General features: G+C 41.1%; 21 protein-coding genes. 14 read left to right on the plus strand and 7 right to left on the minus strand.

Going from position 1 to position 23,548, the window contains the following annotated elements; translation table 11 throughout:
- Nucleotides 1–9: 9 nt before the first annotated feature.
- The 4 genes from ABJE44_RS04345 to ettA form a co-directional block, all read right to left on the minus strand.
- Complete coding sequence (locus ABJE44_RS04345; protein WP_348111132.1) at nt 10–2,103, minus strand: ATP-binding protein; 2,094 nt, start codon at nt 2,101–2,103, stop codon at nt 10–12.
- A 179-nt stretch (nt 2,104–2,282) separates the two neighbouring features.
- The gene (locus ABJE44_RS04350; RefSeq protein WP_348111131.1) at nt 2,283–4,808 is read right to left on the minus strand and encodes a TonB-dependent receptor; all 2,526 of its coding nucleotides are present in this window, start codon (nt 4,806–4,808) and stop codon (nt 2,283–2,285) included.
- A gap of 355 nt (nt 4,809–5,163) precedes the next feature.
- Nucleotides 5,164–6,504 (minus strand): Na+/H+ antiporter NhaC family protein, encoded by a 1,341-nt coding sequence (locus ABJE44_RS04355; RefSeq protein WP_348111130.1) that lies wholly within the window; start codon nt 6,502–6,504, stop codon nt 5,164–5,166.
- A 150-nt stretch (nt 6,505–6,654) separates the two neighbouring features.
- On the minus strand, nt 6,655–8,322 hold the full coding sequence (ettA, locus tag ABJE44_RS04360; RefSeq protein ID WP_348111129.1) for an energy-dependent translational throttle protein EttA: 1,668 nt from the start codon (nt 8,320–8,322) through the stop codon (nt 6,655–6,657).
- 144 nt (nt 8,323–8,466) lie between these two features.
- Here ettA and ABJE44_RS04365 point away from each other — a divergent pair, with 144 nt between their 5' ends.
- Nucleotides 8,467–9,471: a Gfo/Idh/MocA family oxidoreductase gene (locus tag ABJE44_RS04365; RefSeq protein ID WP_348111128.1), complete on the plus strand. Its 1,005-nt coding sequence runs from the start codon at nt 8,467–8,469 to the stop codon at nt 9,469–9,471.
- A 138-nt stretch (nt 9,472–9,609) separates the two neighbouring features.
- Nucleotides 9,610–10,866: a serine hydroxymethyltransferase gene (gene glyA, locus ABJE44_RS04370; protein ID WP_348111127.1), complete on the plus strand. Its 1,257-nt coding sequence runs from the start codon at nt 9,610–9,612 to the stop codon at nt 10,864–10,866.
- A gap of 72 nt (nt 10,867–10,938) precedes the next feature.
- Here the strand turns inward: glyA and ABJE44_RS04375 are convergent, their stop codons facing one another.
- Nucleotides 10,939–11,361 carry an Lrp/AsnC family transcriptional regulator gene (locus ABJE44_RS04375; protein WP_348111126.1) on the minus strand — a complete coding sequence of 141 codons (423 nt, stop codon included), beginning with the start codon at nt 11,359–11,361 and terminating at the stop codon, nt 10,939–10,941.
- A 167-nt stretch (nt 11,362–11,528) separates the two neighbouring features.
- Between ABJE44_RS04375 and lysA the strand changes: the two genes are divergently transcribed.
- The 11 genes from lysA to ABJE44_RS04430 all read left to right on the plus strand — a co-directional run bounded on the left by lysA (nt 11,529) and on the right by ABJE44_RS04430 (nt 20,634).
- Nucleotides 11,529–12,788 (plus strand): diaminopimelate decarboxylase, encoded by a 1,260-nt coding sequence (gene lysA, locus ABJE44_RS04380; RefSeq protein ID WP_348111125.1) that lies wholly within the window; start codon nt 11,529–11,531, stop codon nt 12,786–12,788.
- A gap of 135 nt (nt 12,789–12,923) precedes the next feature.
- A complete protein-coding gene (locus ABJE44_RS04385) occupies nt 12,924–13,382 on the plus strand; it encodes a hypothetical protein (protein ID WP_348111124.1) in 459 nt (152 codons plus the stop codon).
- An 88-nt stretch (nt 13,383–13,470) separates the two neighbouring features.
- Nucleotides 13,471–13,920 carry a transcriptional regulator NrdR gene (gene nrdR / locus ABJE44_RS04390; protein ID WP_348111123.1) on the plus strand — a complete coding sequence of 150 codons (450 nt, stop codon included), beginning with the start codon at nt 13,471–13,473 and terminating at the stop codon, nt 13,918–13,920.
- 45 nt (nt 13,921–13,965) lie between these two features.
- The gene (ribD, locus tag ABJE44_RS04395; RefSeq protein ID WP_348111122.1) at nt 13,966–15,105 is read left to right on the plus strand and encodes a bifunctional diaminohydroxyphosphoribosylaminopyrimidine deaminase/5-amino-6-(5-phosphoribosylamino)uracil reductase RibD; all 1,140 of its coding nucleotides are present in this window, start codon (nt 13,966–13,968) and stop codon (nt 15,103–15,105) included.
- A 36-nt stretch (nt 15,106–15,141) separates the two neighbouring features.
- On the plus strand, nt 15,142–15,813 hold the full coding sequence (locus tag ABJE44_RS04400; RefSeq protein ID WP_348111121.1) for a riboflavin synthase: 672 nt from the start codon (nt 15,142–15,144) through the stop codon (nt 15,811–15,813).
- Nucleotides 15,814–15,863: 50 nt separating this feature from the next.
- Complete coding sequence (gene ribBA / locus ABJE44_RS04405; protein ID WP_348111120.1) at nt 15,864–16,964, plus strand: bifunctional 3,4-dihydroxy-2-butanone-4-phosphate synthase/GTP cyclohydrolase II; 1,101 nt, start codon at nt 15,864–15,866, stop codon at nt 16,962–16,964.
- Nucleotides 16,965–17,056: 92 nt separating this feature from the next.
- Nucleotides 17,057–17,533 (plus strand): 6,7-dimethyl-8-ribityllumazine synthase, encoded by a 477-nt coding sequence (ribE, locus tag ABJE44_RS04410; protein ID WP_133468637.1) that lies wholly within the window; start codon nt 17,057–17,059, stop codon nt 17,531–17,533.
- Nucleotides 17,534–17,956 (plus strand): transcription antitermination factor NusB, encoded by a 423-nt coding sequence (gene nusB / locus ABJE44_RS04415; protein ID WP_348111119.1) that lies wholly within the window; start codon nt 17,534–17,536, stop codon nt 17,954–17,956.
- Between the two features lie 65 nt (nt 17,957–18,021).
- A complete protein-coding gene (gene thiL, locus ABJE44_RS04420; RefSeq protein ID WP_348111118.1) occupies nt 18,022–18,984 on the plus strand; it encodes a thiamine-phosphate kinase in 963 nt (320 codons plus the stop codon).
- Between the two features lie 30 nt (nt 18,985–19,014).
- Nucleotides 19,015–19,503, plus strand: a complete 489-nt coding sequence (locus tag ABJE44_RS04425) for a phosphatidylglycerophosphatase A (RefSeq protein ID WP_348111117.1) — start codon at nt 19,015–19,017, stop codon at nt 19,501–19,503.
- Nucleotides 19,504–19,623: 120 nt separating this feature from the next.
- Nucleotides 19,624–20,634, plus strand: coding sequence for an isoaspartyl peptidase/L-asparaginase (locus ABJE44_RS04430; RefSeq protein WP_348111116.1), 1,011 nt, complete (start codon nt 19,624–19,626; stop codon nt 20,632–20,634).
- 70 nt (nt 20,635–20,704) lie between these two features.
- Here the strand turns inward: ABJE44_RS04430 and ABJE44_RS04435 are convergent, their stop codons facing one another.
- Nucleotides 20,705–21,169, minus strand: a complete 465-nt coding sequence (locus ABJE44_RS04435; RefSeq protein WP_348111115.1) for an Lrp/AsnC family transcriptional regulator — start codon at nt 21,167–21,169, stop codon at nt 20,705–20,707.
- Nucleotides 21,170–21,284: 115 nt separating this feature from the next.
- On the opposite strand from ABJE44_RS04435, the gene leuA reads away from it, so the two are divergent.
- Entirely contained in the window at nt 21,285–23,009 is a 1,725-nt protein-coding gene (gene leuA / locus ABJE44_RS04440) for a 2-isopropylmalate synthase (protein WP_348111114.1), read from the plus strand.
- A gap of 135 nt (nt 23,010–23,144) precedes the next feature.
- On the opposite strand, the gene ABJE44_RS04445 is transcribed toward leuA, so the two are convergent.
- On the minus strand, nt 23,145–23,321 hold the full coding sequence (locus tag ABJE44_RS04445) for a phage integrase N-terminal SAM-like domain-containing protein (protein WP_348111113.1): 177 nt from the start codon (nt 23,319–23,321) through the stop codon (nt 23,145–23,147).
- Nucleotides 23,322–23,548 lie beyond the last annotated feature (227 nt).

Below are 23,548 nucleotides of genomic sequence, written 5' to 3' on the forward strand. Positions count from 1 at the left end.
ACAATGATTTTAGACTCCAATATCTTTTTGGCGGGCAATATACTTTTCTAGAGTCTCGGCAAGCTTGTCGAAATCTAATGGTTTACTGACATAATCGGTCATACCTACGCTTAAACATTTTTCTTTATCACCTTTCATGGCATTAGCTGTGAGGGCAATAATAGGGATGTTTTTAACTTTTTCACCGGCTTCACCGGCTCGAATTTTTTGGGTGGCTTCAAATCCATCCATTACTGGCATTTGACAATCCATGATGACGATGTCAAATGAAGCTGAACTTAAAGCGTTAATCGCTTCTAATCCGTTGCCACAGGCCACGGCTTTTAATTCCATTTGTTTTAGAAGTTCTATGACAACCACTTGATTAATTTCGTTATCTTCGACGACTAGCACTCTAGCCGTTTTCTGAATAGCCTTTACAGGTTTTTTTGGTACCTGACTCAGATGCTCTTCTAGACTCGTTTTAGTCTCTAATGTTTTAACTTGAGGACGACCTAGAGGGATCTGGAAACTAAACGTACTGCCCTGTCCGGTTTTACTTCTAACATTGATAACTCCCCCCATTAATTGACATAGCCGATAGACAATCGATAGGCCTAGCCCTGTGCCTCCGTAATGTCTGGTGGTACTCGAGTCGGCTTGAGTGAAGGGCTGAAATATATCTTGTTGTGCTTGTTCACTAATACCAATGCCTGTGTCTGTTACTTGGCAATGAAATAATTTTTCTGAGTTGTTTTCTTCAAGCTTCCACTTGATAGCTACTTGTCCTTTTTCTGTGAATTTAAGGGCGTTACCTACTAAGTTGTGCAGAATCTGCCTAATTCTTAGAGGATCACCACTTACTAAATCATCTGACAAGGGAGGCGAGGTTAGTACGATATCTACATTTTTGTCATGAAATGCGGGTTGCATCATTTCAACAAATTCGTTTAAAAAGCTAGAGACAGAAAAATTTTCATATTCAATTGTGAGTTTTTCGGCATCTATTTTAGATAAATCTAAAATGTCATTCAGAATAACGAGAAGGTATTCTGCGCTAGATTGCGCTATTTTCACATTAGATAACTGCTGGGCGTTAAGACCGCTACGTTCTAGCCATTGAAGCATGCCTAGTATACCGTTCATTGGGGTGCGTATTTCATGGCTCATATTGGCTAAAAACTGGCTTTTAGTTCTAGCTGCTTCTTCTGCGGTTTCTTTAGCTTTGATTAATGCATTGCGACTACTGATTTGATCATCAATATTTTGAAATGAACCTAGTAAGCCAACACATTTATTATTTTCTATAACCGGCTCACCTTTTGCTCTCACCCAAGTAATGTTATTTTTTGCGGTGAGGATCTGTAACTCTTCATCCCAAGGCTCGCCATTTTCAATACTTTTTTGCACTAAAGCGGTGATATTCTCTCGATGTTCCCCTTCTTTGTAAAACAAAATGGCGTTTTCTACTGTGGGTTCAAAGTCTGCTGATACTTGATGGATTTTTCGGGTCATCTCAGACCAATAAAGACTGTTGTTTTCAAGATCAACCTCCCATGCCCCAACATTGGCTTGCTCACTCATCATTTCGAGCATATTTTGTTGCCGAGCTAGATGCTTTTCAAAATCAACTCGTGTGAGTTCATTGCTAACCCATTGTGAGAAAAGTAAAATTAATTCAAGATCATCACTATTAAAGCCTCTACTTCTTATCTCTGGTCCAGAAAAGTTGATGGTTCCATAGGGTTTGCCATTAACGATTAAAGGCGTACCTATATAGCTTTCTAAACCAAATGCGCTGTAACAGGGGTGGGTTTTAATCTTGCTTTCACCAGCATGAGAGAATGACAGCGGCGCTTTATTGTTTAAGGTGTGGATACAGTAAGTGACTCCTAGCTCAAAACTATCACCAGGCACTACTTCATTGTTCGGTGTACAAGCGTATTTTACGATGTAAGTTTCATCAGAAATATGACTAACTATGCCTAATGGTAATGAAAAAGTTTCACAGCCTAACGCTAATAACTGCTGAATTTTACTATCTACATCTAGGGTGCTATTTGATGTAATTCGGTGCAATTCTTGAAGAGTGGTAATTGTCTGGCTGTCTTCGCTCTTTTTCATTTGTACCTTACCTTATGATATTACAGTTAATTTAGCACAAATTTTCAGTTAGAGAAGACCTTCAGTAATATTATGAATTTGCTTTTTACCATAGAAACAAAAAATGCCCAGCTTCTTACAGCTAGGCATTTAACTTGAACTTATTATTTCAGTAGGGTGCAAACAAACCCTATTTGCAATTAGAACTTATAACTGAACATCACAGAGCCGGTTCTACCTTCAGATGGCTTGACAACGACTGAGTCAAATAAGTCTGCTGATGTATAATATTCTTCATCAAATAAATTATTGATTGAGAATAAAACTTCATAACTGTCTGTGACATAACCCATTGACGCAGTCCACACCATGTAACTAGGTAAAAGAATAGTTTCTAGCACGTCGGTATAGGTTTCATCTGCCCAGCCAAAACCAGTACTAGCAGTGATTTTTCCATCACCTATAGGCTGTACGTAGTTTAGGTACATACTAATAGTATTATCTGGTAGACCACCGCGGTCTAGTTCCACTCCAGTACCTACAAATGTAGAACGGTTACCGCCAATGCGACCGCCATAGACTTGATAGGGTTCCAATCCATTTTGTATAGCAAAGTCAGCACCATTGATAATGGCTAAAGCATTATCACTAACTTCTGTTGTTTCTATATGAGTGGCTGTTGCTGTCACAGAGAAGTTTTCGTTTAATAGCGCACGAGCTTCAAATTCTATCCCAGTACTTGAAACTGCTACTAATGCTTGTGTCTGGCCTATACGATCAGTTTTTTCTTGGTCATAGACTGATAAAGCCGCATAAATAGTATCTTCTTCGTTGCTATATTTAAGCCCAAGTTCAATTAAGTCAGAGTCAGCAAGGTAATCACCTCCGTCAACACTGCTAGCGATAATCCCCCCTAGCTGGTTTGTGGTTAATGAATTAGCTTTGGCATAGGTTGCATAAGGTACAAATCCTGATTCGGTCGCATAAGATAAGCTTAGGTTATAGCTTAAAGCAGACTCAGTATCGGTATGCACGCCATCCCCAAAAGGTATACCTAGCAACGACACTGCTTCTTCTTCTGCTTCAACATCGTAATAATCATATCGGGCACCTACTAATACAGATAGCTTTTCGAAGCTAATATCCGCTAGGTAAAAAATCCCTAAGTTAGTGACGATAGAAACTTGTTCTTCGTTATAGTTACGGCGCACTGTGCCGTCAATTCCTGTGGGGTTACCGTCTTCATCATACAAAATAGTGGCATCTTCGTATGGGTCTGTAACTGCCCAGTCAATTCTATCGTTGGCTGTTGGCCCAACACTGATATCCCTAAAATCAAAGGTTTCATCATAAAATGCGTGATTTAAGTCTAAGTCTTCGTGTCTTAAACTAACACCTGCTATATGTTGAATTAATACGTTTTCACCTTGAGTATCAAACATTAAGCTTGAACGGAATTCAGCGGCTGTTGCTCCTGGATAATCAGCAGTAAAACCCCAACTTTGATACTTGGTATGGTCCATATAATCATAATAAAACTGGTTCTTCCAAACCATGTCATCTATGTAAGTGGTAAAATCTAAATAAGCAGTAAATGCAGTTGAATCGGCAAAATCGATATCATCAATAAACGTAGTTTTATGGTCAATTTTGGTGGTGCCCGGATCGGTTAATGCGTAACCATCAATAAAGCCGGGAGCCCCGGGGCAAGCTAACAGCATATCGTTATAAACAAAATTACTGGTATCAGCATCACCTGGGCTACAGAAAGAGCCCACACTTGAGAATGAAGAGTTAATAAAATAAGGGGCGGCTGAGCTAATAAATCCAGACTCTTGAGGTAATAAGCGATCGGCACCAATAGTGTTATCGCTATTTCTTATAGGCGCAGCACCGGTAATATAAGTTCCGTTATCGATTAAGTCTTGGGTAACACGGTTCCAGCCTGGTACTTGGATACTATCAGATGTCTGTGCTTGAAAACCAAATTCCATAGTGGTGCTGTCAGTGATATCAAGATCGATTGCAACTTGTAACATCTCATTGGTGGGCTCGTAATTATTGTAAAACGACCCAGAATTTTCGGCTTCAGCAAATACATAAATACCACCTTGCTTATCACCTAATTTGAATGGAGTTCCTGCTTCGGCTGCTAATATTTTTTGAGAGTAGGTACCAAGTGTTAAATCAACTTTACCGGTAACCTCTTCTATATATTTCGTGGCGTCTGATTTTGCAGATTTAGGTGAGTAATTAAGCTGTCCTCCAACACTTCCTGTTCCATATAATGGGCTAACTGGCCCACGCATAACTTCTAATTGTTTCGCGCCACGAATGTTAGTTTTAAAGGCTCCAGGGTTGGCTATCCTACGAAAACCCCTGAAGTAGTTATCTGCAGATTCTCCACGAATATCCATAGCCCCTTGGATCCCGAAGAAAGAACTGGTGAAAGCTCCCGGTGTCATTCTTACTAAATCATCAACGCTGCGTAATCCATAAGCTTCAATCAAATCAGAACTTACTTCTGTTACCGAGCGTGGTGTTTCTACTAAAGACATATCAAAGCCATAGGTGCTGCTAGATTCTGGGGGCATGATCATGTTTTCATCTTTGACACCGACGACGGATATTTTTTCAATTTCTTGTGCGTTAAGTGATAAGGCAAGTGAAGCAGCAGTAATGGCTGCTATCGCAAGGGATAGTTTATTAAGTTTGTGCGTTCTCAAGGTGTCTCTCCGTATCCATGCAACTTTAAAGTTGTCATATGGGCTGGTAGTAGTTTTTATAATGTGGTTGTCTTGTTGGGTATCATTCTTAATGATGACTTGTGCAACAATTGACCTCACAGAGCAATAGTTATGCCAGCATACAATAAAACCTGACCAGCTGGTTTACATAGATTAGGAAGCCTAGTTGCTTAAAAAGAACGCACAGTTATGGCACTAACATGCATTGTTTTTGGGAAAGTAATGGTTGGGTAGATTTGTTAGAGGAAGGTTTTTTTGTTTGAAATACGACCAGTTTTTGTGTTTGTTGAGTATAAACAAACGGCATAACATACCTAGAGTAAAATCTAAGCCTTTACTCTAAGTCTAAATGTTCAATATTAGAAAAGTCAGATTCAACTTTGTTTTTGAATTTAGGTAAACCCGTTGCAATTGCAAGGCAGCCAAATACTAAAATTAACATGGGGTACCAACCATAATAGGTGAGTGTTAAAGGGGATACGCCCGCAAGACTGGCTGCTGCTAGAAGTTGACCTCCATAGGGGATTAAACCTTGAAACCCACATGAAAAAATATCTAAAAGGCTTGCGGTTCGTCTAGGATCTAAAGAGAATTTTTTTGCTAAGTCCTGCACTATGGGGCCAGTTGATACTATGGCTATTGTGTTGTTAGCCGTTGCGATATCGAGGGTACTCACTAAGGTGGCTACTCCAAATTCGGCTCCTTTTTTAGTAGATATACCTTTAGTCGTGTTAGTGACTAGCCATTGAATACCCCCATAGGCTTTCATTAGTGCAACCACACCGCCAATCAATAATGCAATAACCGCCATGTTTTGCATCCACTCTAGGCCTTTTTGAATACTTAGCACCATAGAGGTAAAAGTGAATAAGCCCTTTGTTAAGCCGATTACACAAGCACTGACAATACCTACACCTAAAACACCTAACACGTTCATTCCAAACAGAGCGCAACAAATTATGAGTAAGTAGGGCAGTATCAACCACATGTCGTAGTCGTTGCTGGTCACCACTGAGCTGCCGTCAATATCTACCATTAATAGGCATACAGCCGTTACAAAAGCTGCAGGCAATACAATGATCAAATTAGCTTTGAATTTATCTTTAAGTTGCACTCCTTGTGTCCGAGTAGCGGCGATTGTGGTATCGGAAATAAATGATAAATTGTCACCAAACATAGCGCCGCCCACCACTATGCTGACAGTTAATGGAATGGGCAAACTAAGGCTCTCTGCCAGTCCAATTCCTATAGGCGTAATGGCTGTGATGGTACCCATAGAGGTGCCCATGGCAAAGGCAATAAAACATGAAATAACAAATAGACCAGGCAATAAATAGGCAGTAGGCACGTAATTTAGCGCCCAGTTTACAGTCGCATCTCGGGCTCCTATATCTATGGTGACGGCATAAAAAGCTCCGGCTAGTAAGAAGATAATTGCTAACAAAATTATGGTCTTATCGCCGCCTCCTTTGCAGAATATATCGACCTTTTCAGTGAGAGATAGTGGGGCTACTTTGCTATTAAGAAATAATGAATATCCAGCACAAATCATAAATGCCACTAAAATTGGCATACTAGAAAAATTTTGTGTCATTATCCCACTGCCAATAATAAGCAGCATAAATAGAATAATGGGACTTAACCCCATAAAATTTTCTTTGGTTGGTTTTTGCATTAAGCCTTACTTCTTTTGAAACGGTGTCGGTTTGATTTTTTACATTTATGTCATCACGCTAAATATCATACAGCTAGAATTTAATATTTACAGTGTGCATATAAAAACGCAGGCCTAAGCCTGCGGAATCATTCAATGTAAGCGTTAAAATTACTTACTGATTTTTTTGTATTTTAATCGATGTGGCTCTACTACATCAGTGCCATAGGTCGCTTTAAGCCAAGCGGCATATTCTGTGTAGTTACCATCAAAGAAGTTGATTTTACCTTCGTCACGATAATCCATAATGTGAGTGGCTATTCTATCTAAGAACCATCTATCATGTGATATCACCATGGCACAACCAGGGAACTCCAAAAGGGCGTTTTCTAAGGCTCGCAAAGTTTCAACATCCAAGTCATTGGTGGGCTCATCCAGCAACAATACGTTACCACCGGCTTTTAATAACTTAGCCAAATGCACACGGTTTCGTTCACCTCCAGACAAGTCTTTAATAAACTTTTGTTGATCTGAGCCCTTAAAGTTAAAACGGCCACAATAAGCGCGGCTGTTTAACTCAAAGTTACCTATGCGGATTATGTCTGAATCATCAGATATTTCTTTATAAACGGTATTGTTACCATCCATATGATCTCGGAATTGATCAACACTGGCTAGTTGCACTGTGTCACCAATATCTATGGTACCCGCGTCAGCTTGCTCTTGGCCTGTTAGCATTCTAAATAGGGTTGATTTACCCGCGCCGTTTGGACCAATGATACCGACTATGGCCCCTTTAGGCATTTTGAAATTTAAATCGTCAATGAGTAACCTGTCACCATAAGATTTTTGTAATCCAGAGACTTCAAATACTTTTTCACCTAAACGCTCTCCCGGTGGAATAAACAACTCACTGGTTTCGTTACGTTTTTGGTAATCGCCAGTGTTCAACTCTTCGAAGCGAGCCATACGGGCTTTACTTTTTGATTGGCGACCTTTGGCGTTTGACCGTACCCATTCTAATTCGGTTTTAATGGATTTTTGACGAGCACTTTCAGTTTTTTCTTCTTGCTCTAAACGGGCGTCTTTTTGTTCAAGCCATGAAGAGTAGTTACCTTCCCAAGGAATTCCTTGGCCACGGTCTAGCTCTAAAATCCAACCCGCAACATTGTCTAAGAAGTATCTATCATGGGTAATGGCAACCACAGTACCTTCGTAGTCATGTAAAAAGCGTTCTAACCAGGCAACAGATTCGGCATCCAAGTGGTTGGTAGGTTCGTCGAGTAATAACATTTCTGGTTTTTCGAGAAGCAATTTGCACAGGGCGACACGGCGACGTTCACCACCAGATAGTTTACTTACGTCTGCATCCCATGGCGGAAGGCGCAATGCATCGGCGGCGCGTTCTAGGGCATTATCTAAGTTATGTCCGTCTTTTGATTGAATAATGGCTTCAAGTTCACCTTGTTCTTTAGCAAGGGCATCAAAATCGGCACCTTCTTCGGCATATTCTGCGTACACTTCTTCAATACGTTTTAAAGCATGGACGACATCTTGTACGGCTTCTTCTATATTGCCACGCACATCTTTAGTTTCGTCAAGTTGTGGCTCTTGGGGTAGATAACCAATTTTAAGACCCGCTTGAGGAATTGCTTCACCTTCAATGTCTTTATCAAGGCCTGCCATAATTTTAAGTAGGGTCGATTTACCAGAACCGTTCAAACCTAATACGCCAATCTTGGCTCCGGGGAAAAAACTAAGAGAAATATTTTTTAAGATATGTTTGTTGGGGGGAACGACTTTTCCTACCCGTAACATGCTGTATACGTACTGCGCCATAATATTAAGTTACTTTTGTTGCTATGTATGAGCAATATTGTAATTCACCAAGGGGCTAGGGTAAAAGGGATAGTGAATAAATCGTGCGCTTTAATTCTAAGTCCCGTAATATTTTGTGACCGATTGAGTCATTACAGGTACATCATGCAAACTTACAATTGGGGCGTTTTAGGCCCAGGTTCAATAGCGAATACTTTCGCTGAGGCAATGAAGCTTTCAGGTAGAGGCAAGATTACTGCCGTAGCAAGTAGAAGCCTTGAACGAGCTAGGGTATTTGCTGACAAGTACCAGATATCCGCGGTTTATTCAGATTATAAAGCGTTATTAAATGACGCCAATGTTGATATTATTTATATCGCCACGCCCCACAGTTTTCATTTTGAACAAGCCAAGTTATGTCTAGAAGCAGGTAAACACGTTTTGGTTGAAAAACCTTGTACGGTTAGTGCCGAACAAATGCAGTATTTAGTCGAGTTAGCCGAGGCAAATAATGTGTTATTACAAGAAGGCGTGTGGAGCCGTTTCATGCCAGTGCTCAGCCAAGTGAAATCTTTAATTCAAGAGGGCGCTATCGGTGATATTCAATATATTCAATCCAATATTGGGTTTGCATTTCAAAATCGAGCAGAGCCAAAGCTGCGCTTAGCAAGGCCAGAGCTTGCTGGTGGCGCCTTATTAGATTTGGGCATTTACAGTATTACATTAAGTCAGTTCTTTTTAGAACAGCACCCAAGTTCAATTACTAGCCAAGGTAAGTTGACTGATTTAGGTGTAGACGAATGTGAACTGGTGAACTTGAGTTATAGCACTGGCCAATACGCGCAATTTACGAGTTCGATGTCAGCCCATGCAAGTAACACTATGCATATTGTGGGTAGTCAAGGTTATGTTATTTTGCCCCATAACTTTTGGGATGCTGACAGGGCTTATTTCTATGAACATGATAAATGTGTGCAAACCATAGAGATCCCCCATGCTGCCAATGGCTTTGAATATGAGATAGAAGAAGTGATGAATTGTATCGAACAAGGCAAGCTATGCAGTGATCTTATGTCTCATAAAGATAGTATAAGTGTATTGCAAGTGATGGATGAAATTCGAAGTCAATTAGGTGTGAAATACCCAGATAATATTATTCAAGCTGGGTGAATGTGCAGTGTGCAAAAATCGTTACAACTTTTGGTTGTTTCTCATGCCACAAAGCCACTATACAAATGGTGTAAAATCACTAAACTATGCGCCAAATTGTTTACCGTATTAATCCCCCGTTTATGTTGAGGAAATGTAATGCTAACTCGTGATATGAATATTGCTGATTTTGACCCAGAATTGTACCAAGCAATTCAAGATGAAAACCAACGCCAGGAGCATCATATCGAATTGATCGCTTCTGAAAACTATTGCAGCCCACGTGTTCTTGAAGCGCAGGGATCACAGCTTACTAACAAATATGCTGAGGGGTATCCTCATAAGCGTTACTACGGCGGTTGTGAATATGTAGATATCGCAGAAGACTTAGCCATAGAACGCGCTAAACAGTTATTTGGTTGTGACTACGCTAACGTACAGCCCCATGCTGGCTCGCAAGCTAACTCAGCGGTATTTATGGCATTACTTGACGCTGGCGATACCGTATTAGGTATGAGCTTAGCCCACGGTGGCCACTTAACTCATGGTGCATCAGTGAGCTTTTCTGGTAAAACATACAACGCAGTGCAATACGGTTTACACCCAGAAACGGGCGAAATCGACATGGCACAAGTTGAAGCATTAGCCCTTGAGCACAAACCTAAAATGATTATCGGTGGCTTCTCAGCATACTCAGGTATTGTTGATTGGCAGAAATTCCGTGAAATCGCTGACAAAGTCGGCGCTTACTTGTTGGTCGATATGGCTCATGTAGCAGGTTTAGTCGCAGCGGGTGTGTACCCAAGCCCAATGGCTCATGCTCATGTGGTTACCACTACTACCCATAAAACCCTAGCTGGCCCACGTGGTGGTTTGATTTTATCTTCTTGTGGTGATGAAGCTATCTACAAAAAGCTAAATAGTGCGGTGTTCCCTGGTGGTCAAGGTGGTCCTTTGTGCCACGTGATTGCTGCTAAAGCGGTTGCCTTTAAAGAAGCATTACAACCAGAATTTAAAGTATACCAACAACAAGTAGTAGCTAACGCTAAAGCTATGGTTGCGGTTATCCAAGAACGTGGTCACAAAGTAGTATCTGGCGGTACTGATAACCACTTGTTTTTGTTAGACCTAATCGGTAAAGAATACACAGGTAAAGATGCTGACGCTGCCCTTGGTAACGCTAATATCACGGTAAACAAAAACTCAGTGCCTAACGACCCACGCTCACCGTTTGTTACCAGTGGTTTACGCATTGGCTCACCAGCCATTACTCGCCGTGGTTTTAAAGAAGAGCAAGCCAAGCAAGTGGCAAGCTGGATCTGTGAAGTACTAGACAATATTAACGACGAAGCCGTCATCGCTAAAGTAAAAGGTGAAGTAGTGGCCTTATGTGAACAGTTCCCTGTTTACGGTTAAGTTAATCAGTTACTAAACAAGTAAACAGTGGTTATTAGGTTTAACCACTGTTTACACCTTTAATTCAATAACTTAATAATTCGATAGCACTACGCAGGTTACGGTTTTCTCAACTCCTTTTGTTTCACGTATATCATCTACTAGTTCATCTAGCTGAGAGCTGGCTTCTACAGTTAACTCTAGAATTAAATCATATACACCACTCACTGACATTATCGAGGTTATTTGTGGACGCTGTTGTAATAGTTTAATGACGTGTCGTGATACCCCAGGTGTTAAATTGACCAACATCTGTGCTTTTAATAATTTACGTTCGTACTCTGCATCAAATTCAATGGTGAAGCTTTTAATGATACCGCGACGCTGTAAAGTTTCGATTCTGTTTTGAACGGTACTGCGGGACACGCCTAATTGTTTAGCTAGCTCTATAACAGGCCTTCGGCTGTTCGCTTTTAACAATGTAATTAACGCTTGGTCTTTTTCATCCAAATTCATTATTGCCACTCAGTTTTCATATTTACTATCGAAATGTAGCATTTTGATAATTGTTTTTAGCATATTGTTCGATATTAACTAGCAATATGTGAATTTGTCCAATGGTTTTTCATGCCTAGCTTCTCTAACCTTGTAGTCATTAATTGCTTTGATTATTAGGTGTACATATGCCATTTTTAGAATACAAAAATTCAGTACAACATATTGAATCTCTCTCTGTTTTAGCCTTGGCTGAGCAGTTTCCCACCCCTTTTTATTGCTACAGTTCAGCAAAGATACAAGCCCAGTACAGGATGTTTTCTGACGCTTTTTCTCATCTAAATACTTTGGTGTGTTTTGCTGTAAAAGTGAATTCTAATCAAGCTGTATTATCTTTGTTGGCGAAAGAGGGGGCGGGAGCTGATGTGGTTTCTGTGGGGGAGATTAAACGGGCTTTAGCAGCTAATATTCCTGCTGAAAAAATTGTATTTTCAGGTGTCGCTAAAACTGAACAAGAAATGGAGTTTGCGTTAAAAAAGCATATTTTATGTTTCAACATTGAGTCAGAGCCAGAGTTGTTTGCCCTTTCTCATGTAGCGCGACGCTTAAAAATTACTGCTAATATTTCGTTTCGAATCAATCCTAATGTGAATGCCAATACCCATAAAAAAATCTCTACGGGTAAAAAGGGCGATAAGTTTGGTGTGGATATCGAGCATGCAATTTCACTGTATCAACAAGCTAACAATCTTGATTACATTAATGTGACGGGCATCAATATGCATATTGGCAGTCAAATATCTGATGTCACTCCTTTTGATTTAGCGATACAAAAAATCAAGGCTTTGTATTGTGAATTAAAAGCACTAAACATCAATATTACGCATGTTGATTTTGGTGGTGGCTTGGCAGTGAAATATCAAGATGACGAAACCGCAGAGCCTGAATTATTGGCACAATATGCTGCAGTGGTTAATCGCCATGCTGAAGATTTTAATTGCAGAATTCTGTTCGAACCCGGGCGTTTCATCACAGCTAATGCTGGTGTCTTAGTGAGCCAAGTTATTTATAAAAAAAAACAATCAGATAAGACTTTACTGATTGTAGACGCCGCTATGAACGACTTCATCCGACCGACACTTTACGATGCCTACCATAAAATTACAGCGGCAACACAAAACCACAGGTTTGAATGTGCAGATGTAGTAGGGCCTGTTTGTGAAACAGGTGATTATTTTGCGTTAGACCGCACTATGGAGGTCGTTGAACAAGGTGATGTGATCGTTATCAATTCAGTGGGGGCTTATAGTGCGGTTGCGTCTAACAGTTACAATTCAAGACCTATTATTGCAGAAATTATGGTTCAAGGTGATCAAGTCGCTGTAATTAGAGAGGCCCAAAGTGTAGATGAGCTGATAGCACTAGATAAGGTGCCAAGTTGGGTTTAAGTTTCACTTAGGTGGTTATTAACTGATAGTGACAGGTGTTCCTTATGATACTTCATACGCATAGATGAATTACTCATTGTATTTTTCTGATTAGGTCTACTAGGCTAGGGCTTTTAGTATTTAAGGAAGATAAAATTGAAAAAATTAATAATGGCTGGTTTGTTAGTTACGGTTTCACAATCATCAATGGCAGTAGGTTTAGTTAATGATATGCAACTATGCCAAGGAGTGATTGAGTTCGTTGATAACAAGTTGAAGAAAGCCCCCGGGCATTACGATAAAGCCGATGTTAAAACGGTTCGTCAAGGGCTTGAAGCTTATAATCAATATATTCAACGTGAAATTGTTGCACCTGGGCTATTGAAATTTAATGGCGGTGACGCAGAGAAAACCAAGCTGATGCAAAAGCAGGTTGATGCATATAAATCAACAGTTGTAAATCAGTTGCAAAGCCGTTATCCGCAAGAGAACTTGCTTACTGACCACGCCATATCTGTCAATGATTGTGCTAAAAAAGCGGTGCCTTCTGGAAAAGATCTAGATAGATTAAAGGATGCCGTTAATACCATGGTCAAATTAGCTCAAATGAATTGATAAAGACTACCCTCTTCAGGCTTTTGTATCACTTGAAGAGAAATTTTGGTAATTTAGTTAAATTAATTTATCCGATATAGATATTCACATGCACTGCCCATTTTGTTCTGTTCAAGAAACTAAAGTCATCGATTCTCGTCTAGTGTCGGATGGCAGTCATGTGAGACGCCGTCGTGAATGTACAGTTTGCAAAGAGCGCTTTACCACCTTTGAAATGGCAGAATTAGTGATGCCACGAATTGTAAAACGTGATGGCTCTCGCGAACCTTTCAACGAAGACAAACTGCGAGCTGGTTTACAACGAGCTCTAGAAAAGCGCCCCGTCAGCACTGAAGAGGTTGAGCAGTGCATTAGCCGGCTTAAGTCATCTTTACGTGCCACAGGCGAGCGTGAAGTCAGTAGTGAATTTTTAGGCAATTTAATTATGACGTCTTTGAAAGAGCTAGATAAAGTGGCTTATGTAAGATTTGCATCTGTGTACCGCTCTTTTGAAGATATTCGAGAGTTTGGTGAAGAAATTGCCCGCCTTGGCGACTAGCCTTACCTTCCTTCTATTACCTTTAACTCTTAGGTATTAAATACAGTGTTTGAATTTTCCTTAATCGACCATCAGATGATGGCGTTAGCTATTCAGTTGGCAAAACGTGGTCAATATACCACTTCACCTAATCCTAATGTTGGGTGCGTTATTAGCAGCCCAGCAGGGAAGATAGTAGGGCAAGGCTGGCATCAAAAAGCCGGTACACCCCATGCAGAAGTCCATGCTTTAAAGCAGGCAGGTTTTTTGGCCAAAGGGGCGACGGCTTATGTCACCTTAGAGCCTTGCAGCCATTTTGGACGCACGCCACCTTGTGCTAAAGCCTTAGTCGAGGCAGGGATATCGCGAGTGGTAGTGGCCATGCAAGATCCAAATCCACTGGTGTCTGGCAGAGGAATGCAAATACTGCAACGTGCAGGGGTTGTGGTTCAACACGGTTTATTAAAAGATGCCGCTGTACAACTCAATTTAGGCTTTATAAAACGGATGTCTACTGGTTTACCTAGAGTCACCGTAAAACTGGCTGCCAGTTTAGATGGAAAAACGGCATTGCATAATGGCTTAAGTCAATGGATAACTGGCCCAGAAGCTCGTCAAGATGTGCAGCGCCACCGAGCCCATAGTTGTGCCATTTTAAGTGGTTCCGGTACAGTAATGGCCGATAATCCAACATTAAACGTACGATATAAAGAATTAGGGCTTACGCCTGAGGTCTTAGCAGAAGAAAACCTGCGACAACCGCTTAGGGTGATTGTAGATGGCAGAAACCAACTTCCACCTAACTTACGTTTATTGCAGCAATCTAGCTCGCAAGTTGCAGGTGATGTGTTACTCGTTAATGGTAAACATAGCGACCATCTATTTGCTGAGCATGTAAGTCAATGGCAAGCTCCCTTTAACGGCAATAAATTAGACCTAGATGCCGTGATGAAAGAGTTAGGTGACAGGCAAACCAATGATGTCTGGGTAGAGGCTGGAGCTAAATTAGCCGGGGCGTTATTACAAAATAACTTGATAGATGAATTGATTTTATATCAAGCGCCCAAACTTATAGGGGGCAGTGGGCAAAACTTGTTTGATATTTTGCCCATAGAATCTATGAATGAAGTACATGGCTTGTCTTGGACTGATGTCAGACAAGTGGGTAAAGACCTAAAGATGACCGCACACTTTATTCGTAAATGAGTAACCGGTTATCCAAAAATGCGTAACTGAGAGTTTATGTTTACTGGAATTATTGAAGATGTGGGGGTTATCGAAAACTTAACCCCAAATGGTGAAGACATTCGTTTGTCGATTAAAGCGCAAAAATTAGATATGAGTGATGTGAAGCTTGGAGACAGTATTGCTAATAATGGTGTGTGTTTAACAGTCGTTGCGCTATCAAACCATGGCTTTAGTGCTGATGTGTCTCACGAAACCATAAAACGCACTGGTTTTGCAACCTATCAAGCAGGCAGCAAAGTGAACCTAGAAAAAGCCATGCAAGCAAATAGTCGCTTCGGTGGACATATTGTCAGTGGTCACGTAGATGGTTTAGGTGAAGTGATATCGATTTCTCAAGTAGGCCGTTACGTAGAAATATGGGTGCAAGCCCCAGATGAATTAGCTAAATATTTAGCTGAAAAAGGTTCGATTACTGTTGATGGTGTCAGTCTCACTGTCAACCAAGTCGATGGCGCTAAGTTTTTACTGACACTTATTCCCCATAGTCTGCAAGAGACCATAATTGGCTCGTATCAAGTTGGCACCAAAGTAAATTTAGAGGTAGACGTCATAGCGCGTTATATCGAGCGTCTTATGCTTGGCGATAAAGCTGCCCACTCGAGTGCAGACTCCCCCAAAAAAGATATTAGCATGGCGTTTTTAGCAGAAAACGGTTACTTGAAATAAGTTAGGTTGATGAGCGCTTGGCTCAATACCACGAAAGAAGATTTAACATTATGTCATTAAACAGTACTAAAGAAATTATTGAAGATATCCGTCAAGGTAAAATGGTTGTATTGATGGATGACGAAGACAGAGAAAACGAAGGCGATCTAATCATGGCTGCGCAGCACGTTACGCCAGAAGCCATTAACTTTATGGTGACCCACGCTAGAGGGCTAGTATGTTTACCTATGACACTCGAGCGCTGCAAAACCCTTAATTTACCGTTAATGGTAGACAATAATGAAGCGCAGTTTTCAACTAACTTTACTGTGTCTATTGAAGCGGCTAAAGGCGTGACAACGGGTATTTCTGCAGCTGATCGTGCCGAAACTGTTTTAGCTGCTGTGGCTAAAGAGGCCGTGGCTGAAGATATAGTGCAGCCGGGGCATATATTCCCGCTTATTGCTAAAGAAGGTGGAGTGTTAAATCGTGCTGGACATACCGAAGCAGGTGTGGACTTAGCACGTTTAGCGGGTTGTGAGCCTGCGTCTGTTATTGTTGAAATATTAAATGAAGACGGCACCATGGCTAGGCGTCCTGATTTAGAAACGTTTGCCAAAAAGCATGATTTAAAAATCGGCACCATTGCCGACCTTATCGAATACCGTAATTTAAACGAAACCACCATAGAGCAAGTTGCAGAATGTAAATTGCCTACAGAGTTTGGCGAGTTTGATTTGGTGACGTTTAAAGATGTCATCGATAATCAAGTACACTTTGCTATGTGTAAAGGTGAAATTAAGAGTGATACAGCAACGTTAGTACGGGTGCATTTAATTAATAGTTTTAGTGATTTATTGGGCTCGCAACGTTCTATCGAGCGCAGTATGAGCTTACCAGAAGCGATTAAAACTATTGCTGAAAACGGTGGGGTATTAGTACTTTTAGGTAAAGATGAAGATTTGCTAAATCAAGTTAAACAATTTCAAGCACAAGACAAAGGTGACACACCCACTACCGCGCCTTGGACTGGTTCATCTAGAACAGTCGGTGTGGGCAGTCAAATCTTAGCAAGCCTAGGTGTTAAAAAGATGCGTTTACTCAGTAAACCTAAAAAGTATCACGCTTTATCGGGTTATGGTCTTGAAGTTGTTGAGTATGTATCGGTTTAGCCGTAATAAGTTCAAATCGTACAAAAAATCTCAATATTTCCCTTGTTAGGTGTGCTAAACTGCGCGCCGATTTTTCTAGTAAGGTTTTTTAGATGAACATTATTGAAGGTAACATGCGTGCAACAGGCAAAAAGTTTGCTTTGGTTGTGTCTCGCTTCAACAGTTTTGTAGTTGAAAGCTTAGTGGATGGCGCACTTGATGCACTTGAGAGACAAGGTGAAGTTAACGACCAAGATATAACGCTAGTTCGCGTTCCTGGTGCCTATGAATTACCCATTGCAGCTAAAAAACTTGCTGAACAAAACAAATACGACGCAATTATCGCCTTAGGTGCGGTGATCCGTGGTGGTACACCGCATTTTGAATTTGTTGCAGGCGAATGTAATAAAGGTCTTGCTCAAGTTTCTTTAGATTATGGTGTTCCTGTATCTTTTGGCGTTATCACTACAGATAGTATTGAACAAGCGATTGAGCGTTCAGGTACTAAAGCCGGCAATAAAGGCGCTGAAGCCGCTGTTGGTGCACTAGAAATGGTTAATGTTTTAGCCAATATAGAAGAGGCCAAATAGGTGAAACCTCAAGCCCGTCGTCTCTCCCGTGAATTAGCGTTACAAGCTATCTATTCTTGGCAAATGACCAAGAATCCTGTGGAACAAATTGAGCTGAGCATAGTGACCAGCAATAACATGCAAAAAGTTGATACTGAGTACTTTTTAGAGTTGTTGCGTAATGTGGTTAAAGATTGTGCTGAGCTGGATAAAAAAATGAAGCCCTATTTAGGCAGGTTGCCTGAAGAGCTCGATCCGGTAGAGTTTGCGATCCTTCGAATCGCTACCTATGAACTAGTTGCAAGAATTGATGTCCCTTTTAAGGTGGTTATCAACGAAGCTATAGAGCTTGCGAAATCATTTGGTGCAGAAGATAGCCATAAATTTGTTAATGGTGTGCTTGATAAAGCCATCAAGACTCTGCGTAAAGACGAACGCTCATAAAAGATTGTTTAACAGCAATAACGTGAGTCGTCACCAAGCGCAGCTCAACTAGAAGTAGTGTGATTGTGAAAGAATTTAAAGTTATTGAAGACTTTTTTAAGCAACAAAGCTATCAACGTAAAGATGTCATTATTGGTATTGGTGATGATGGCGCAGTAACCCATATTCCAGAAGGGCAAGCGTTAGTTACTACCACTGACACTTTACTAAGTGGTGTGCATTTTTTGCCTTCAACTAATGCGCATGCTATTGCTCAAAAAGCCATAGCAGTTAATTTAAGTGACTTAGCAGCTATGGGGGCAGAACCTGCATGGATAAGCTTGTCTGTAAGTTTGCCAGAACTTGATCAAGTTTGGCTTGAAGAGTTCTCTAGAGGTATTAGAGAGCATGCTGAATATTATTCAGTTCAATTAATTGGTGGTGATACTGTTCATGGTCCTTTGGCTGTTACTATTACAGCGCAGGGGTTTGTTCCTTACGATCAAGCATTGACACGAAGCCAAGCCAAACCTGGTGATTCGGTTTATGTCACTGGCAGTATAGGTGACGCAGGCGTAGGGCTGCAACTGGCGCAGCTTAAGCGTAAAATCGATAACCAAGAACATCATGACTTTCTGGTTAATCGACTCGATTATCCCACTCCAAGGTTACTAGTCGGTACTAGCCTAAGACGTGTCGCTAGCGGTTGTATCGACCTATCTGATGGACTGGTATCTGATATTCAACATATTCTCAAAGCTTCTCAATGCGGCGCTGTTATCCATGTTGATAAACTGCCATTATCAGATGCTATGGTTGCCTCAGTAGATCCAGATGAAGCCATTAAATTTGCATTAAGTGCGGGTGATGATTATGAGTTGTTGTTCACAGTAAGTGAGGAACAAAAAGGCTTACTTGAGACCAATCTCGCTAATGCAAATATTCAAGCAAGCTGTATTGGTCAGCTAACTGGCATACCCGAAAAGCTAGAGTTACGCCAAAATGACCAACCTTATGAATTCTCTAATTTAGGTTACGAACACTTCTAAACCTAGCCGCCTGCTAAGGAGCGCGTACTTTTGGATAAACAAATTCGTCAGCGCGTAAGCATGCTAAACCCGGTGCACTTTTTGGCTTTTGGGTTTGGCAGTGGTTTAGCGCCCAAAGCACCTGGCACATTTGGCACTATTGCAGCGCTACCTTTAGTTGCAGCATTGGCACTTTACACACCACTCCCGATTTATATTGCTGTCACTATTATTGCAAGTGTGGTGGGTATTTGGATTTGTGGTATTACTGCCAATGATATGCAGGTCCATGATGATTCTTCCATAGTATGGGATGAAGTCGCAGGCATGCTCATTACCATGATAGCTGTGCCTCTGTCATGGCAAACCCTGTTACTAGGTTTTATATTGTTTAGAATATTCGACATTTTAAAACCTTGGCCTATTAGCTACTTAGATAAAAATGCTCATGGCGGCTTTGGCATTATGATAGATGATGTTTTGGCTGGTATCTTTGCTTTAGTGGGCATGCATTTTACTTTATTCATGGGCTGGTTATAGCACTGCAAAAAGATAAATTATGGCATCTGGTCATGGCGGTATGCTAGATACTTGGTCTAGTTCTGTTGACAACTACAGCCCTCTGATGATTAGCTGTCGAAAAAACAACAAGGCCCATTTATGAAACATCTATTTCTATTTATATTCACCTTATCTTCGTTCAACGTACTCTCTAAAACAGACTCTCCCATAGCATTTGCTATACACGGCGGGGCGGGGACCATAACCAAAGCTAATCTGTCTGATGAAAGAGAAGCCGAGTATAAAGCTAAATTATCTGAATCGGTTAAGGCTGGGTATGCCGTGTTAGTCGGTGGCGGTAGCAGCGAAGAGGCGGTGATTAAAGCTATACAAGTTATGGAGGCATCTCCCTTATTTAACGCAGGCATTGGCGCGGTATTTACATGGGATGGTGAGCACGAATTAGATGCGTCTATTATGCGTGGTCAAGACAAACAAGCAGGGGCTGTTGCAGGGGTTAAACGAACCAAAAGCCCCATTGCAGCCGCGCAGTTGGTGATGAATGAATCTGTACACGTGATGCTAAGTGGCGCAGGAGCTGATGATTTTGCACAGGCCAATGGCCTTGAGATGACCACTAATAACACTTTTGATACCGAACGCCGCCAAAAAGCCCTTGAAAAGGTTAAGCAGAACATTTTAAAAAATGACCACGCGATGAATATTGACCCTGAAGTGGTGGATTATAAATTCGGCACAGTGGGCGCGGTTGCTCTAGATAAAAATGGTAATTTAGCTGCGGGTACCTCAACAGGTGGAATGACGGCAAAACGTTGGGGCCGCATTGGCGACTCACCCATTATTGGCGCGGGTACGTGGGCTGATAATGAAAGTTGTGCTGTATCAGCCACTGGGCACGGCGAGTATTTTATCCGTAACCATGTGGCTGCTGATATTTGTAGTCGCGTAAAATATGCAGGTAAAACCATTCAAGAAGCTGGTGATGAAGTGATCCACCAAGTTTTGTCGCCAGAAGCAGGCTCGGGTGGAGTAATTATTATGGACAGCAAAGGGAATGTTGCCATGCCGTTTAATTCTGAAGGTATGTACCGTGCAAGTATCGATACAAACGGCAAAGTCACAGTGGCTATTTATGGTGATAAAACCTGATACAAAAGAGGGGATTGCGGGTTATTAACCCCGCAATTCTCTAGCCTTAACAGATTTAAGCTCTACTTATTTATAAAATGGGTAACGCTCGGGTATTGATAGGCGATTTCAAAACAAAAGATGACTGCACGCCACTTACGCCATCAATAGGGGTAAGTTTGTTCAATAGAAAATGCTGAAAACCATCCATATCTTTGATTATAACCTTAAGCAGATAGTCAGCGGTTTGTCCTGTTACTAAGTGGCATTCTAACACCTCAACGCACTTGGCGATTTCAGCCTCAAAATGATTAAATCGCTCGGGTGTGTGTTTATCCATACTCACTTGCATGAATGACACCAAAGACAAGCCCAATTTTTTCGCATCGAGCAAGGCCACATAACCGTCTATAAAACCGGCTTCTTCTAACTGTTTGACCCGTCTCAAGCAAGGCGAGGGTGACAAATTGATCGCTTCTGCTAACTCTTGATTAGAAATGCGCCCCTGTTGCTGAATTATTTCAAGGATCAAACGATCGTATTTATCAAATTTCATATAAATTCATTAGTGAAGCAGTTAATGTTAATTATATTTATTTTATAGCAATTTTATTGTGCTGTTGATGTTTTATTGTGTGTTTTTCGCAATCTTATTCGCAGTTGAGTTCGATATGATAGTGACAGACTCATTCATAGATATTCGGACCTTAGTTATTATCAACAATCCACACACAAAATATCAGCCTTTTTACGGTATTGACTTAAAAACTAGACAGTGGCCCAGTAAGCGTATAGAAAAAGCGCCAATTTGGATGAGTACAGACCTGCGTGATGGTAACCAAGCGTTAATTGACCCTATGTCTATTGAAACTAAGTTGCGATTTTTTAAAGCTTTGGTGGCAATGGGCTTTAAAGAAATTGAAGTAGGGTTTCCATCGGCATCAGAGACTGATTTTAATTTTGTACGTCTATTAATTGAAGGTAACCACATACCCGACGATGTGACCATAGAGGTATTGGTACAAGCACGTTATGACTTAATTGAAAAAACAGTAGAAAGCTCAAGAGGCGCCAAGCAAGCTATTTTGCATATGTACAATCCATTAGCCCCAGCATTTCGAGAGATTGTATATAAAACCGATAAAGCCGGTGTGAAGAATATTGCAACCCAAGGCACCCAGTGGGTTAAAGAATTAACGGCGACTGCCCCTGAGGTTAACTGGACCTATCAATACTCGCCAGAGGTATTCTCAAGCACAGAGTTACGCTTTGCCAAAGAAGTATGTGATGCGGTAGTGAAAATTTGGGAGCCCAGCACAGACAACAAAATTATTATCAATTTACCTGCAACAATAGAGATGAATACTCCTAATACCTACGCAGACCAAATTGAGTGGATGCATACCCATCTTAAACAGCGCCAACATATCATTCTTAGTGTGCACCCCCATAATGACAGGGGCACCGCTGTGGCTGCTGCAGAGCTTGCCCTTATGGCCGGCGCTGACCGGGTTGAAGGGTGTTTGTTTGGTAACGGAGAGCGCACCGGTAATGTAGATTTAGTGACATTGGCGTTAAACATGTACACCCAAGGTATTCACCCTAATTTAGACTTTTCAAATATTGATCAGACTCGTAAGTTGGTTGAAGAGTGTAATCAATTACCTGTGCACCCTAGGCACCCATATGTGGGTGAGTTGGTATTCACAGCATTTTCTGGCTCACATCAAGATGCCATTAAAAAAGGTCTTGCGGTACAGCAGCAAGATGAAGTGTGGAAAGTCCCTTATTTACCTATAGATCCTACTGATCTAGGTCGTAATTACGATGAAGTAGTTAGGGTAAATAGTCAGTCAGGCAAAGGCGGGGTAAGCTTTTTATTAGAAAGAGCGGCTGGGTTGCAATTGCCTCGTAAACTACAAATAGAGTTTTCGCGCATTGTGCAACAAATGAATGATAAAACAGGTAAAGAGTCTGACTCTGAGGCGATTGTAGACTTGTTTAATCAAGAGTATTTACAACAATGCGCGCCCATAGAACTAGTAAGTAGTACCGTTTCGAGTTTAGATAATGGTCAACAAAGAATAGATATTGAAATTAATTACCAAGGCTGTAAACAGCATGTTCATGGCACAGGTAACGGCCCGATAGACGCAGCAGTAGAAGCAATTCGAAGTCTAACTTATCAAACATTAGAAGTAGTTGATTACCATGAGCACTCTATAGGCAGCGGCTCTGGTGTCGCTGCAGTATGTTATATCGAGATGAAGGTCGCAGGGCAAGCCGCAAGCTTTGGAGTGGCCCAAGACAGCAACATAATGCATAGTGCGATTAAAGCACTAATTAGTGGCGTAAATCGCAAATGGGTTGAGCCAGTCATTAAGTTGCAAGCGTAGGGTGTTGGGATGCTTTGTTGAGGGGCGATGCTCAAAAGACATCGCTCGCCACAGCGCCTCTGGCTTAGGCTTTAGCCTATCAGTTTGCCTACCGGTGACCATTAACGGCTAAATCAACTTCGCCGATTGAATCCCCTAGGTTGTTAAACAGTCAATTATCATGGATGCCCATGTAAGCACAACAGGATGACGCTTTCCGTTGAAATAAATAAATCGTCGAATCCAGTGAAGATAAGCCTTTTCAGTTTTTAAGCTATACCTTTTGGTTCGCCAAATAAGTCGTATGGATTCTATAAAAGGTGACTTTGACATTATATTTTTCCCTGAAATTAACACTGTATATATGCGCAGGTATAATGCATGTTTTTATATAATGCCAATATTGCTTCCTACTATGTAAATTTATGAGGTCTCGCTTTGTTTTTCCAAAAAATGCTAAGTTATTAATTTAATTATGGAAAATATTTTGCTCATGGTTTTTAATAGGAAGCAGAAAAGTCGCGTTAAAGTCGAGTCTCCTTTTGCTTTTGCAACTCTTT

The organism is Paraglaciecola sp. (assembly GCF_039942875.1).
Lineage (GTDB): Bacteria > Pseudomonadota > Gammaproteobacteria > Enterobacterales > Alteromonadaceae > Paraglaciecola.